The 14,756-nt window shown below is 50.9% G+C and carries 14 protein-coding genes; 13 read left to right on the top strand and 1 reads right to left on the bottom strand.

Translation table 11 applies throughout. The annotated features are described in order from the left end of the window. Nucleotides 1-8: 8 nt before the first annotated feature. Nucleotides 9-1,040, bottom strand: coding sequence for a hypothetical protein (locus GII36_RS05520; protein WP_260763291.1), 1,032 nt, complete (start codon nt 1,038-1,040; stop codon nt 9-11). Nucleotides 1,041-1,142: 102 nt separating this feature from the next. Between GII36_RS05520 and pamT the strand changes: the two genes are divergently transcribed. The 13 genes from pamT (at nt 1,143) to GII36_RS05455 (ending at nt 14,393) form a co-directional block, all read left to right on the top strand. Next, nucleotides 1,143-1,883: a Pam pilus system protein PamT gene (gene pamT / locus GII36_RS05515; protein WP_260763289.1), complete on the top strand. Its 741-nt coding sequence runs from the start codon at nt 1,143-1,145 to the stop codon at nt 1,881-1,883. 155 nt (nt 1,884-2,038) lie between these two features. Next, nucleotides 2,039-3,640, top strand: coding sequence for a Pam pilus system major subunit PamA (gene pamA, locus GII36_RS05510; RefSeq protein WP_260763287.1), 1,602 nt, complete (start codon nt 2,039-2,041; stop codon nt 3,638-3,640). 118 nt (nt 3,641-3,758) lie between these two features. After that, on the top strand, nt 3,759-4,829 hold the full coding sequence (pamE, locus tag GII36_RS05505; RefSeq protein WP_260763285.1) for a Pam pilus system subunit PamE: 1,071 nt from the start codon (nt 3,759-3,761) through the stop codon (nt 4,827-4,829). Nucleotides 4,830-4,905: 76 nt separating this feature from the next. Beyond that, a complete protein-coding gene (pamD, locus tag GII36_RS05500) occupies nt 4,906-5,949 on the top strand; it encodes a Pam pilus system chaperone PamD (protein ID WP_260763284.1) in 1,044 nt (347 codons plus the stop codon). Nucleotides 5,950-6,001: 52 nt separating this feature from the next. Further along, nucleotides 6,002-6,937, top strand: a complete 936-nt coding sequence (pamR, locus tag GII36_RS05495; RefSeq protein ID WP_260763282.1) for a Pam pilus system protein PamR — start codon at nt 6,002-6,004, stop codon at nt 6,935-6,937. Nucleotides 6,938-7,058: 121 nt separating this feature from the next. After that, nucleotides 7,059-8,225, top strand: a complete 1,167-nt coding sequence (pamB, locus tag GII36_RS05490; RefSeq protein WP_260763280.1) for a Pam pilus system major subunit PamB — start codon at nt 7,059-7,061, stop codon at nt 8,223-8,225. A 108-nt stretch (nt 8,226-8,333) separates the two neighbouring features. Next, nucleotides 8,334-9,356, top strand: a complete 1,023-nt coding sequence (gene pamC, locus GII36_RS05485; protein ID WP_260763277.1) for a Pam pilus system chaperone PamC — start codon at nt 8,334-8,336, stop codon at nt 9,354-9,356. Nucleotides 9,357-9,420: 64 nt separating this feature from the next. Continuing rightward, the gene (locus GII36_RS05480; protein WP_260763275.1) at nt 9,421-9,999 is read left to right on the top strand and encodes a TylF/MycF/NovP-related O-methyltransferase; all 579 of its coding nucleotides are present in this window, start codon (nt 9,421-9,423) and stop codon (nt 9,997-9,999) included. Between the two features lie 108 nt (nt 10,000-10,107). Beyond that, entirely contained in the window at nt 10,108-11,022 is a 915-nt protein-coding gene (locus GII36_RS05475) for a magnesium transporter CorA family protein (RefSeq protein WP_260763274.1), read from the top strand. Between the two features lie 20 nt (nt 11,023-11,042). After that, complete coding sequence (locus tag GII36_RS05470) at nt 11,043-12,005, top strand: YihY/virulence factor BrkB family protein (protein WP_260763273.1); 963 nt, start codon at nt 11,043-11,045, stop codon at nt 12,003-12,005. Between the two features lie 68 nt (nt 12,006-12,073). Further along, nucleotides 12,074-12,349 (top strand): GlsB/YeaQ/YmgE family stress response membrane protein, encoded by a 276-nt coding sequence (locus tag GII36_RS05465; protein WP_260763272.1) that lies wholly within the window; start codon nt 12,074-12,076, stop codon nt 12,347-12,349. Nucleotides 12,350-12,460: 111 nt separating this feature from the next. Continuing rightward, complete coding sequence (locus GII36_RS05460) at nt 12,461-12,712, top strand: AbrB/MazE/SpoVT family DNA-binding domain-containing protein (protein WP_260763269.1); 252 nt, start codon at nt 12,461-12,463, stop codon at nt 12,710-12,712. Beyond that, on the top strand, nt 12,702-14,393 hold the full coding sequence (locus GII36_RS05455; protein ID WP_260763267.1) for an MDR family MFS transporter: 1,692 nt from the start codon (nt 12,702-12,704) through the stop codon (nt 14,391-14,393). Before GII36_RS05460 ends, GII36_RS05455 begins: the two co-directional genes overlap by 11 nt. Nucleotides 14,394-14,756: the final 363 nt, after the last annotated feature.

Genomic DNA, 14,756 nt, shown 5'->3' with positions numbered 1-14,756 from the left:
TAAGCTACCTATCCTGTCACGAAGTAGTCAAATGCAAATGCCGAATTTGCCGGTGGTGTGCTCGCTGCGCAGATACTGAAGCCGCTATTGTTTCGGTCGACGTAGTAGGTGCTCAGGCCCGCCCCGGCGCCGATAGGGCTAATGATGACGCGCGGCGATGTAGCATACGCCTGATTGAAATTAACCCGCACGAAGCAACCCACACTTGGGCCGTTACCAGTATTGATATTCACTGTACCCGCCGAGTCAGAACCGCTGACAGAAGCAGAGCCGCCTGCACCGAGTACGCCAGCATTTGGTGCGCGGCCAGGATTTGGTCCGGTAAAAGCCAGGTGATTAGGGATTTCGATCGATGAATTACCACTAAGTACTAGTTTGGATACAGTAATTTGTGACGCCGTCACCGCTCCAGCGAAGGTGGCGCCGCCCGCTACACTCAAGTCACGCACGGTCGTGGCTCCCTGGATGGCGACGTTTTGTGCTACTTGCAAGCTATTGATCTGCGCAGTACCCAGATTTGACTCACCGGAGATAGTCAAGCTAGGACCTTGGATACGTCCCCCGCTCTGGAAGTTACCCGCCACATTCAGATTGCCGCGCATCAGCGTCTGACCCTCGATGATGGCATTGCCCTGAATCGTAAGCGTCTGCGAAGCGCTACCTACCGAGGTGTCAGTATTGGCTAGTTGCTTCAGCGCGTCTTCTGTTAGCTTCTGGCTAGCGATGTTTGGTTCTGTGCTGGCCGGTGTCACATTCGATGTCTTCTGGCTGTTCAGGTAATTCACTGCGATCACGACACCACTCACCACTACAAGCAGCAGGAAAAGCAGCAGATAGACGTTCACACGTCGCATAAACCGCTTGAGCGGTGAGACTGGTTTCTCGGCTGGCTCGTCTGCTACGCCGCTGGCAGCCTTCTGTGTGGCCGCCTCTTGCTCTAGGTCTTCGGGTGTGCGGCTCAATGCATCGGCTGGCGCCTGCTGGTCGCTGTTGGGTTTGTTGCCCTCGGTATCTGGAGTGGTGTTTTTGTCTGGTTCCATCGCGTATGGTGTTAATTGCTTATGTCTAGCCTACCATACTTACCCTAGTCGCGCCAGTTGAGTTTTCGGCGTATGTGGGGGATAATGGCTACTGTAACGCTTATGCAAAGACAGACACTTTGGGATCGTGTACTGCTTGTGCTGCTCGTAGGAGTAGTTGCCGTTGGTGGCGCCCCGGCAGTGCAGGCCGTCACATCCACCTCACCAAATTACCAGATGACAGAGAGCCAGTTCGGTAGTAGTACGGCCGAAGAAAGCTGTGCAGGCGACATTTGTGCCCGTGCGACTATAGGTGATCCCGCAGCAGGTGTTAGTAAGGCTCCGACCAGTACCGCCAGTTTTGGTACTGTCACACCAGACGAACCTACACTCCAGGTGATCGTCGCAGCGGGCGAATCGCACTTGGGGTATCTAGAGACCAATCAGACGGCTACCACTACCAGTACCGTCAAAGTTCGTAGCTACCTCAGCAACGGCTACATGCTGCAGATCATTGGTTCACCGCCCAAGATTGGTAACTACACTATGAAATCTCCTGCAGTACCTACCGCATCTACGCCGGGTAAAGAGCAGTTCGGTATCAATCTCGCCGCCAATACCACGCCCAACATCGGCGCTAGTCCTGTACAAGTGCCGTCAGACCAGACTAGCTTCGGTACAGTAGAGCCAGCCTACCGGACGCCAAACCTATTCAAGTTCAACAGTGGTGACGTAGTGGCGCGCAGCGACAAAGAGTCAGGCCAGACCGACTACACCATCAGTATGATCATCAATGTCTCCAATAGTACTCCGGCGGGCCACTACACTAGCGATTTCTCGGCCGTCGTCATACCGGTATTCTAGTCACTTATGCACAGGTTGTGCACATTCAGAGATAGCAATCCGCAAAAATGTTGTACAAAACTACTTGCGCAAACCTTTACGCTAATGGTAAAATGCGCGTGTACCCCCTTAAAAGGGACCACCACAATATAAAACAAACACAAGGAGATATACACATGTATACACTCAAGTCGATCGTTCGACGTGGGACGATGCTTGGTGCAGCTACGGCCGTTTTTGCGGCAGCGCTGGTACCGGCAGTACCTGCCTTCGCGGACGCATTGAACCCGCTGACGGACAGGTCGCTGTTGCTCAGTAGCTCGGCCCCTGGTTTCGTAGATACTGACGGCTCAGGCTATTCGACAGCAGCGCCTAACCCTGCAGCCGGCGGCAATGTGCCAGCTACATATGCACCAGCTGGTTCAGGTCCAAATGGTATGAAGACTGGCGAGACATTTACGTTCAAAACTAGCTCGACGGCCACTATCAAGGGCTTCACATTCCAGTACTGCACCACGGCGGCAGGCTATTGCCAGTCACCAGGTAACAACACTGGTGATCAGCGGACGACTGATCGCGAAACCAATGCAGCTGCAAAACCAAATAACCGAAGCGACCTCGATATCACGAACGGTGCAAATGTCTTCACTCAATCGACAGGACTGCCACCGGGAGCAGGTGAGTTCCAGGTCAGCATCAACGGTGTGAAGACTACTGCAGCTGACTGGACCATGACAGCTGTAAACAAGGAAGATACTGCATTTAACAACGGTAACTCTGCGACTTCACGACTCTCTGGCAAAAGCAACTTTATTACACTTACGAGCGCCACTGGACAGTCGATTGCGCAAAACGCTAGTGTGAAAATTCAGTTTACTGCTTCGGAGAGTCACTACATCACCAACCCTGGTGCCGGATCATTCTTCGTCAAGATCAACACGTATAACGACGATACTACTCAAGACGACTCCACGCTTGTCGATGGTGGTGTGACTGTGGCGAACGTGATGACTGACTCGATCCACATCACTACCAAGGTCCTGGAAACCATGGCTTTCTCAGTAGGTACGCAGAATCCTGACACCGTAGTGAAGGCACAATGGAACGACCACGGTACCTGTGATTCGATCACTCAGCTCAACAACAACCGCCTCAACCTCGGTAATCCGGCGGCAGAGAACTCACTTGAGACAGGTAGAGGTTGGGATGTTAGCTCATACTGGCGCCTCAGCTCCAACTCATCTGGTGGCGCAACAGTCTACTACTCAGGTAACACGCTTGCCAACACCGTCGGTGACAAAATTGCGCCTATGACGACTAAGGGTACGAGCAAACCAGGTACTGAACAGTTTGGACTTGGATTTGTACCAGCCGTCACGACAAATGCTGGAGCAGATAGTGGTGACACACTCTCTAGTAGCTATGCTGACGCGATGACAAATGAACCAACACGCTACAAGAGCCCAACTAGCTATCCATTTATTACACTAACTGGACAAACGAGCTCAGCACCATTTGATACACTAGCTGCTCAGCCAGTTAGCGCAGACTATGCAGATGCACGCGGTACACTAGACAACGGTAGCGGTGGTGCAGGAACAGCACAATTCAAGTTCCTCCCTACTAGCATCACAGTCCCAGAGCCAATTGCTCAAGAAAATGAACGAGTTATCTCATGTGCAACTGCAAAGATGCGCTACGTAGGTAACATTGGTGCGGATACCCCAGCCGGTGTCTACACTACCAAGATCAATTACTTGGCAGCTCCACAGTACTAGAGAAAGCAGTACTCCAGCACTCAAGAAAATAGTGTACGAGACAACAACCGGCCTCAAAAGGGGTCGGTTGTTTCTGTCGTGCTACGCTTTCATGTTGCTATCTAGTACAATGAGATGCATGCAGCATAAGTTGTTTAGGTTTCATGTGCATGTGTATCCGTGGATGCATCACTGGATGGAGGGAGTTGCACTCCTACTCGCACTTTTTGTATTTGTCATGCCGGCATCTGCCGATATGCGCTTTCAAGATCGCAGTTTGTATATCCGCGACAACGAGCCGGGGGCTACTACAGATTATACTGTGTCGTTTCGTTTCATGAGCCCACAGGCGGTGGGGTCGGTAGACATGCTGATATGTAACGATCCGATTCCATACCACCCGTGTGATCCGCCAGCTGGTATCGACGCGTCACAAGCGCTACTTACCAATCAGACTGGTGAAACAGGCTTTAATATCACTCAGAAGTCGGCGAATCATATAGTGCTCTCGCGCCTCGCGGCACCGATCACCGACGGCATGTCTTCGTATACATTCAGCAACATACACAATCCGACTCAGACAGATACTGCACTCTCGATACGACTGCGAAGCCATGCGAGTACGGACGCTAGTGGCTCACAAATAGATTTCGGTAGTATCCGCAGTCAGATACAGCATGGTGTTGAGCTGGAGACACAGGTGCCGCCAATGCTTATCTTTTGTATGGCAGAGGAAGTGAATGACAACTGTGCAGGCACCAATGATAATTACTTTACTGACATGGGGGATCTAAGTTCGCAGTCAACATTGCTTGCACAGTCGCAGATGGCGGTGGGCACCAATGCCTCGGGCGGGTTTGCGATTACGGCCAACGGTTCGGCCCCGGCAGCTGGATCAAGCGTGATACGGGGCTTGGAGCAGCCGACGGCGAGCCAGGTGGGAATAAATCAATTTGGTATCAATCTAGTGGAGAACACTCAGCCAAAGATCGGCAAGAACCCAGAGGGTGAATGGGCAAACGCTATAGCCAGCAGCGACTACTCTCAACCAGATAAGTACAAGTTTGTGTCCGGCGATATAATTGCATACTCACCAAATGTCAGCCTAATGAAGAAATTCACGGTGAGCTACATTCTCAACTCTAGCCCGACATTACGGCCGGGAGCATATGCTACTTCCGTCAATTATATTGCTAGCGGACGGTTTTAAAGATTGCCCTTAGTGAGGCAAAATGGTACAATACGCTTATATTTAAAAAGTTAAATGTGAGGGAAACAAAAGAAACATGAAACGCTTGAAGAGCATAGTGTTGACAGCATGTGCCGTAATATTGGGCGCGACACTTGTGCCATATCACCAGGCAGCTGCCGTGTCTTCTGCTGCGCTGAGTATTACGCCGAAGAAAAATTACACAATTGAGCCCGGTAAGTCTGCTAAGGATACGCTGATTATCCGCAACCTAGATCAAGAGCGAGAACTTGACTTAACACTCCGAGTGGTTGACTTTACGTATACTGATGAGGGTGGTACGCCAAAGCTAATGCTTGCCGAGGATGCACCGCAAACAACCTGGTCTGCAAAGCCATTTCTGACAGTACCAAAAACCGTGACGGTGCCTGCAAAAGGCTCCAAAACTATAGATATGGGCATCGCAGTACCAGCCAAACATGGTGCAGGTAGCTACTATAGTGCGATTGTATATTCTTCTGGTGCCGCTCCAGATGGCGGCAATGTGGGCCTTAATGCTTCTGGCGTGACGCTTGCCTTTGTTAATATACCAGGTGAAGTAAAGGAAAATCTGACACTAGAGAAATTTGGTGCGTATGTTCCAGGCAAAAATAATTCTGCCAATTACACATCTTTTACGACGAACGATCCAAGGAATATTGCCTATACGCTCAAAAATAACGGCAACGTAACCGAGGCACCAGCGGGAAGTATCACCGTGAAGCCATTATTTGGCAACGACAAGACAATTACAGAAATTAACCCCAATAAGTCACTTGCTCTCATAGGTCAAACGCGCACCTACACTACATGTGTGGCGCTCAAATATGATCAAAGACAGTTTGAGGGTGGCAGTGCAGAGTCAACGGAATGTACAAATTCTGGTCTTTGGCCTGGCTTTTATCGCCTTAGCCTTGACATGTACTACGGTCAAAACGGTAACCGTACGCAAGATCTGTTGGGAAGTAGCTGGTTCATCTATGCACCTATCTGGTCAATTATCGTTTTCATCCTCGCGCTACTTGTGATCGCCTACTTCGGCTATCGCGCCTACAGCTCAGTTCGCGGCAAAGTCGGCAAGAAATCTAGTCGCAAAAAATAACAGAAAACGTTTGAACACTAGCGCATCAACACGCTAAGATATAAGCACAAACATGATACGGTACTTCACACTCAGCAACCAGTGGGCACGGTCGATTCTAGTCGGCGTGTGTCTGCTGGCGCTGAATGTGTTTGTGTACGGGGGGCAGGTGAGCGCTCTCAATCCGCTTCCGACGCCGAATCCTAAGCCGGGCTCATATGGCCTGCAAGCCACCAAGACGCAGGCGCCACCTACACAGGGCGCCACGATTACGACACCTGGCGGGGGCGCTACCTCCACCTCTCCGGTGACAGTGAGTGGTATTTGCCCCACGGGTCTGCTGGTGCAGGTATACAACAACGGTGTCATGGTGGGCGCAGTGATGTGTGCCGGCGGGAGCTTTAGTTTGCAAGTGAGCCTCTTTTCTGGCACCAACGAGCTGAGTGCTATCGTTTACGACGATCTAGGGCAGGCGGGTCCAGTGTCAAACATCGTCACGATTACGTATAACGCCACCAATTTCACCGCGTTTGGCACTCTCATTACTCTCACAAGTTCGTATGGTCGGCGCTCGGCAGCTGCTGGCGATGTGCTCACTTGGCCACTTCAGCTCACGGGTGGTACCGGTCCGTACGCGTTTAGTATCGACTGGGGCGATGGCGGTAAACCAGAGCTCAAGAGTCAAGCGCTTGCAGGTGTCGTGAATATTTCACATACGTACAAGAAAGCAGGTATTTATACCGTCAATATCACCGTCACAGATGTCAACGGTGTCTCGGCGTTTCTCCAGCTGGTCGCGGTAGCGAGCGGGCAGGTAGACGGCACGCAGGAGCAGCCAAAAGAAGAGGTGAAGACACAGGTAGTGGAGAAGCCGACGATCATGTGGGTGCCTACGGCCATCGGCATTGCACTGCTCATCCCATCGTATTGGCTTGGGCGCCGCAGCCAGATGGTTTCTATCCGCCACAAGATGATGCGTGAGCGCGACGATGTGAAGCCGAAGAAATAATTTGCGGAAAATCTAGTTCGTAAAAAACATGTTGACAGATATAAGTATAAGCATGTTACAATGAGGACGTTCCTAAACAAAACAAATAACTTAAAAATGAGGGGAATGAGGAAGAGTGGGTATGAATACCTTGAGAATTATTAGTGATAAATCACGATACGTCGTGGCAGCGCTGCTGGTGGCTTTTTCGGTCTTCGTGCCAGTTATGGCTAATGCTGCGCAGCTAGAGGATCGCTCGATTCAGTTGAGTAGCTCGACAAAGAGCGCTACAAGTGTCTCTTATGGCGTTGAGTTTACAGCTCCAACCGCAGGTGCGGAGACAATTGTGCTCGATTTTTGTAAAAATAGCCCATTGATTGGTCAGACGTGTGATGCCCCAACCGGTTTTAGCGCTAGTGGTGCAGGCGTCTCGACATCAGGCTACTCACTCGGTAGCGCTACAGCAAGTAAAGTGGTGGTGACGAAGACCGTGGCATCTACTGCTGGTCAAACATTGAACTTTACAATTACAGGTATCACAAACCCATCTACATCTGAAGATGCATTGTATGCTCGTATCTTGACATATGGTACTGGTGATACAGCTTATACTGACGGTGACACTATTGGCTCTCCTCGCGATACAGGCTCTGTGGCACTTGCTATCACTGATGGCATCGCAGTATCGGGTGATGTGCTTGAAAGTCTGACCTTCTGCATCTCTGGTGAAGCAATTGATGATGGGTGTGTAGGTGGTGGTCCTAGTGCACCAGCCCTTACTGCACCAACATTGAAACTTGGCAAAGATCTTGGCAATGGCGTGGTCGCCTTGCAGTCAGATGAGGTAAGTACCGGTAGTGTGCATACTCAAATCACTACCAACGCGGCAAGCGGTGCAGTCGTGCGACTTAAGAGTAGCGCGACAGACTGTGGTGGCCTTGTTCGTGCCGGTGCTACGGATAATACGACAGGTTGTGGCATCGCTCCTGCACTCCTGAGTGATGTGCTAGATGCGGATGCGGGTGCCAAGTTTGGCGTTAAGCTTGCAACGGCAACCAATGGTACGGTTTCCGATGGTGCCTATGCAGCGGCAAACGCCAACTACAATACAAGTAACTACCGCATGAATTATCTGAGCGGGAACGCTACTGGCGTAACAAGCGTGTATGGCGATGACTTCCTGAACACTGCTGGCGCACCAGCCCTCAACAAGAACATGGAGCTGACATTCGGCGCGAAAGCAGCCAACAACACTCCGGCTGGTAGCTACTCGGCCGCCCTAAGCCTCATTGCAACTGGTAAGTTCTAGTCTACGATAAGTCTCGATATAACACCCCTCCATGCGAGGGGTGTTATTGCATGTTCTACCATAGGCAAACATAAGCACATCTGGTATGCTAGAAGAGAATTCTAGTAAATGGGAAACAAAGGTGTGTTAAAACAACAAATTCAGACAAACGTACGTACGATCATTAGTGTTGTGGCCATGGTGGTGCTGGCTGCATTTGTAGCAGCGAGTGTGCAGGTGCAACATGCGCATGCGGCGACAGCCAATACGCTCAAGGTGTCGCCAGTGCGCAGCGATATAGAGCTCAAGCCGGGCGAGAGCAAGACGATCAAAATGGTTGTGACCAACCTCACCGGTGCACAGATCGACGTCAAGCCTCTCGCGAACGACTTTGTATCCGGTGACGAGCGTGGTACGCCAGCTCTTATCCTTGATGCAGATAAGTATGCGGGAAGCCACAGTCTCAAACGCTTTATGGCGCCACTTGCCAACTTTAGTATTCCAGCAAAGAAGACTCAGGTAGTAGAAGTTACCTTCAACGCTCCACGCGACGCAAAACCGGGCGGTTACTTCGGTGCAGTACGCTTCGCACCGACCACGCCAGATAGCGGTGGTCAGGTAAACCTGAGCGCTAGCGTAGCAAGTATTGTACTTGCAACCGTCCCAGGAAATGTGACGCAGAACCTCACGCTGACAAACTTCGACTTGCAGCAAGACGGTGCCAACAAGACATACTTCACTACGCCAGACAACATCCAGGCATCGTTCCGCTTCCACAACGACGGTGACGTGCACTTGTCTCCGTTTGGCAAAGTATCGGTGAAAAACGGTAGCAAGGTAGTCTACGAGGCAGATTTCAATCAAAAAGTGCCACGCGAAATGGTGCTGCCAGACAGCAATCGCCGCTGGGATGTACCACTCAAAAACATCGGTACATTTGGCAAATACGAAGTTCATGCTACGTTTACCTATGGCACCAAAAACCAGACAATCGAGCAAACGCGTTCGTTTTGGGTGATTCCACAGCTCTACATCATCTTGGCGCTTGTCGCGTTAGTAATAGTGCTCATCCTGATCGGCCTGCTCATCTGGTTTATCGTACGAAAGAGCAAAAACCGCAAACCAGGCACCAGCACCGGCCGCGGCCGCTAGTATCCTAGCATGCATAAATCGCCCCGTGTCCAAGTACGGGGCGATTTTGATATACTGCTACAAGATGAAACTTTTATCCGACCAAGTGAGTGAGCGCGAGGTACAGGTAGTACTACGTGAACTGGCGCGGACGCGTGATGTGTCGGGAGATGTGGTGGAGTTTGGTTGCTATGTGGGCACGACAAGTGTGTATTTGGCAGACACACTGCGTGACGCTGGCAAACACCTCTGGCTTTACGACTCCTTCGAAGGTTTGCCGGAGAAACGCATAGAAGATGCCAGCCCTGCAGGTGAGCAGTTTCGTGCAGGCGAACTCCTCGCGACGAAAAAAGAGTTGGTCCGTAACCTCAAGCAAGCCAACGTGCCTATGCCGCGTATCACCAAAGGCTGGTTCTCCGAAATTACGCCAGAGCAAGTGCCGCAGCAAATTAGTTTTGCATTTCTCGATGGAGACTATTATGATTCTATCCTCGATCCCTTGCGACTGATCTGGACGCGCCTTGCGCCAGGTGCCATCGTAGTAGTGGACGACTACGCCAACGAAGCGCTGCCAGGTGCGGCAAAGGCGGTTGATGAATGGCGACGCACGCATCCTGTACGTAAATTTACGGTCGAAGCATCGCTTGGGATTTTGTATATATAGCGCAGTATCATACGGGTACAGTGATGCAAGTGCTTGCATTTGAACAAAAAATATGCTAAAATATAGCTAACTATATAGCAAATATAACCATACGAGAGGTGGGTGAGTATGATCTCATATCTTCGCTCTACACATTATCGACCTGCTATCAAACAGCGCGACGAACTCCAGCCTGGTAGCTGGATCCGTTCGGAACGACCGAATGACGACGAGAAACAAGACCTTGTGACGCTCGGTATTGATGCCGACATCCTAGCCGATGCGCTTGACCCGCACGAGGTGCCGCGTGTAGAGCTGGAGGATGGTTGGACATACTTCATCACGCGTCTGCCGGATACAGACGATGAGTTCAACGATTTCACAACGCCGATCATGTTTGCACTCAGTAACAAATATCTGGTGACAGTAAGTCGCGACAGTCTAGGGCGGCTCTGGCAGCCTTTTATCGACCGGACGCTTGCGCCTACTACGCAGCAGCCAAAACTTCTGATGCACATGCTCGATGCTATCGCACGGCAATACCAGACGCGCATCGCCACCATCAATCGTCAGATGCGCGCTACCACTAGTAGCGTCCATACACTCAAAGCTCGCGACATCGCCACTATGACCGAATATGAGCGCAAACTCAACGATTACCTAGACGCACTTCAGCCTACCAACACTGCACTTGAAAAGCTTCTTAGTGGCAAGATTTTACCACTCTACGAAGACGATCGTGATTTGGTGGAAGATCTCTCGATCGACTTTGAACAGCTCATCGCTCGCTGTAAATCGCTGCTGCGTACTATCACCAATCTCCGCGACAGTTACCGCGCGGTCATGGATACCAGGCTCAACGAAACAATCCGCTTGCTCACTGTTATCACTCTCACTTGCACCATCCCGACCATGTTTGCCGGGTTGTTTGGCATGAATGTTGACCTTCCGGGAGAACATGCGCCATATATGTTCTGGATAGTGATCGGTCTGAGTGCGCTTGTCGCGCTGCCGCTCGGGGTATACTTCCTCCGTAAGCGCTAGAGTGTTACAATCAAGCTACGATGAAGCACAAGAAATACATCGGTATTGCTGCCGGTATTGTAGGAGCGCTCGGCACGGCGCTGACGTTTTCTTGGCTTCGGCATGAGCGTAGCAATGCCAAGCTTGCAGCACATAGTCCCTTTGGACTTCCATGGGCGAGTCATCGCTCTGTCGTTGGCGAAGTGCTGAGTGATATGAATGAGCGCAATACTATGACACTGGCTGCTGGTATTGCGTACTTCGCAGCCTTGGCTTTTTTCCCGAGTTTCGCAGCGGTGATTGCTATCGCATCGATGATGATCTCGACCGACCAAGTGGCAAGTGTCGTGCGTGAAGTGAACGCGTATTTACCGGCAGACATCGCAGGCTTGCTTTCGTCGCAACTCGAAGCTCAGGCTGGTAAATTTGGCGGTAATTTCGTGGTAGCGATTATCGCTATCGTAGTAGCGCTATTTGGCGCCTCGGCCGCCGCCGAGAACACACTTCGTTCGCTCAATGTAGCATATGGAGTGATCGAGACGCGAAATATCGTGAAGCTACGTATCGTGAGTTTTGTGGTGCTTATTTGCATCTTGTTGTTTGCGGTCTGTCTGGCGTTTCTGCTCATCGTCGACGATTATATGGTGGGCTGGGGTGTGCCGGTGCAGCTGGTGGACGTAGTTGGGATAATACGCTGGCCGTTGTTACTTGCACTAGTAAGCGCTGGCTTTGCGGCTCTATATCGTTACGGCCCCAATCGTCCACGAGCAAAATGGCGCTGGGCTTCGTGGGGGGCGGTATTTGCGACGGGTATTTGGCTGCTTGCGACGGTTGGACTATTTCTATATACGCGCTATTTTGCAACGTTTAGCAGTTCATATAGCCTCTTCGCAGGTATCGTAGTGCTCATGATATGGTTCAATCTGAGTGCGGTAGCGCTGTTAATTGGGGCGCATATCAACGCACGCCTGGAAAGCAAGACGAGCCTCGCAACAACACGCTAGCGATTACAGCAAATTCTCATAAAATAGGTGTATAAGTGGGGTACAAACCTAATTTAAAGGAGGTGAGTATGGGAATCATAAGCTGGATTATCATCGGAGGACTCGCGGGGTGGATCGCTTCCATGGTGATGAAGACGGATGCCCAGATGGGGGTATTCATGAATATTATCGTTGGTATCGTGGGCGCGATGCTTGGCGGGTGGTTGATGGGGATGTTGTTTGGCATCGATTTGGCAGGTTTCTCGTTGCAGAGTCTGTTTGTAGCATTCGTCGGCTCGGTAATTCTGCTTGCGCTCCTCAAGCTGTTTACTGGTATGTCGTCTCAAGCACATACGCATGCATAAGCTATAGGTGGCTACTCTTTATTACTCCGTACCTTCATGCGGAGTAATATTTTATATGACTTGACATACTTTTCATACTTGTATATATTGGTAGGGAAAGGAGTGTGTCTTATGCACGATAAAAAACTCTACGGTACGGCCACTGTCGGTACCAAAGGTCAGGTAGTTATACCGGCCGCAGCGCGCGAAGCGCTTAATATTAACGAAGGAGATAAGCTCTACTGTGTCGGCTCAGAAAAAGCCGGTTGGACGGGCTTCATCAAAGAAGAACAGCTTGAACATATGCTCAACACTATGGTTGGTCATGTCGAATCGTTCCAGCAAATGCTCCAGAAAGAAGAGGATCCAAAAGATGCATCATAATCTCCCTCTACGCAACAAACTGATTATCATGCTGAGCGTGATGGCGAGCTTGTTCCTAGTGGCGCTCGATCAGACGATCGTGTCGACCGCACTAGGCAAGATCGTCGAAGAGTTCAACGCCTTCAGCTCACTGAGTTGGATTGTAACGGCATACCTGCTCACGACAACAATTACTGTGCCTATCGCCGGTAAACTTTCTGACCTCTATGGTCGCAAAACGCTGCTCCTCATCGGTGCGGCAATCTTTGGCGCGGCCTCACTTATGAGCGGCTTGGCGGGCAATGTCGATCAGCTTATACTGTGGCGCGCTGTTCAGGGTATCGGTGGTGGTATCATCACTGCCAACGCCTTTACGATTATCGGTGACTTGTTTGCCGCTCGCGAACGCGGTAAATGGCAGGGGCTCTTCGGTGCGGTCTTCGGACTTAGCTCTGTTATTGGACCATTGCTTGGTGGCTGGTTGACAGATCACAATACGATCTTCGGCCTCACGACTGACTGGCGTTGGACGTTCTATATCAATGTACCTGTGGCGATCGCAGCCTTTGCGCTCATCGCGATTTTCTGTCCGCTACTGCGACATGACAAGAAGCCGTCTATCGACTATGCGGGTGCAATTTTGCTCGCCGTGGCACTTGGCACGCTGGTGCTGGCTGTCGACAATACTGACAAAATCTTTGCCGATTTCCTAGCCAATACGGGTATGTCACTGACGGTTCTCCGCTCTATCATGGCTGCGGTAGTCGTGGCTGCTACAGGCCTGTTCGTCTGGGTAGAGCGTCGTGCTCAGGAGCCGATTCTTCCGCCACGCTTCTTCCAGAATCGTAACTATGTGCTCATTATGGGTATCGCGACACTGTTTGGTGCAGCGTTTATGGGCTCGATCTTGTATCTGACACAGTTCAACCAGCAAGTGTTTGGCGCCACGCCAACTCAGTCTGGTCTGATGCTCCTGCCGATGATTGCTGGTCTCATGACCACCTCTATCACCTCGGGTCAGATCATCTCGCGCACTGGTCGCTACAAGATTTTCATGCAGGTAGGTATCGTACTAGCTACCGCCACAGTCTTCGGTCTGTCGACGCTTACCCCAGAGAGTAGCTACATGTATGAGGCTATATTGATGGTACTACTTGGTGCTGGTCTCGGTGTGGTCATGCCAGTTATGAACTTGGCTGTGCAAAACGAGTTCAAACAGCATGATCTTGGTGCGGCCACCAGCTCGAGTCAGTTGTTCCGTAGCCTTGGCTCAACCATTGGTGTCGCAGTATTTGGCGCCATGCTGACAGCTGGTCTCACGAGCGGCCTGGCAGGTATTCAGAATGACCCATATGTGCAGAAACTGGCCAAAAACCCGACCGTGCAACAGATGGGAAGTATCGAAAGCTCTGACACACTGCTCAACCTGAACATGCCGGATATCAAGCAGAAGATCACAGATGCATCTACTGTGGCGATCGAGAAGTTGCCGATTCCAGAAGCAGCACGGCAGAAGGCGATTGAGCAGTTTACGCAGCAGCAAGACAACTTTGCCTACAAGATTACCCATGCATTTAGCGATAGTTTACAGCGCATCTTCATGGTGTCGGGCATACTCATGCTAGGTGCGGCGGTACTGGTATTCATGATCAAAGAGAAGCCGCTCCGTAGCGCTTCACCAGATCAGACGCCAGGTATCTAGCCTGGGGGTGCTCAGCTGAAAACTCCCCGACGTAAGAGTCGGGGAGTTTTGTCTACAGAAACGCTTGTGCTGCACGCTATAAACGTGTAGTATAGGAATAAGCAGAAGCACTGTGCTTGTTAATTCTTGACACAAATAATAGATATTGATACTATTGATCTTGTGTTCCGCGCACTAACACACACAGAAAACTTTTATGGCAAACCTAAAGGTCGAATGCGTGGAGCTGTATTAACAAGGAGATTACACATGCCGATTCATGTCGACTACGCTGCTTCTAGAAGCAAAAAAGTCGCAGTGACGGTGGAACCTGCCGAATGGCAAGTCTACATCGCACACTAGGCGTGGGCAAATAATAACCCC

It is taken from the genome of Candidatus Mycosynbacter amalyticus, assembly GCF_025273655.1.
Taxonomy (GTDB): Bacteria; Patescibacteriota; Saccharimonadia; order Saccharimonadales; family Saccharimonadaceae; genus Mycosynbacter; species Mycosynbacter amalyticus.
Note: the sequence above shows the minus strand (reverse complement) of the source record. Positions and strands in the feature narration are given on the sequence as shown.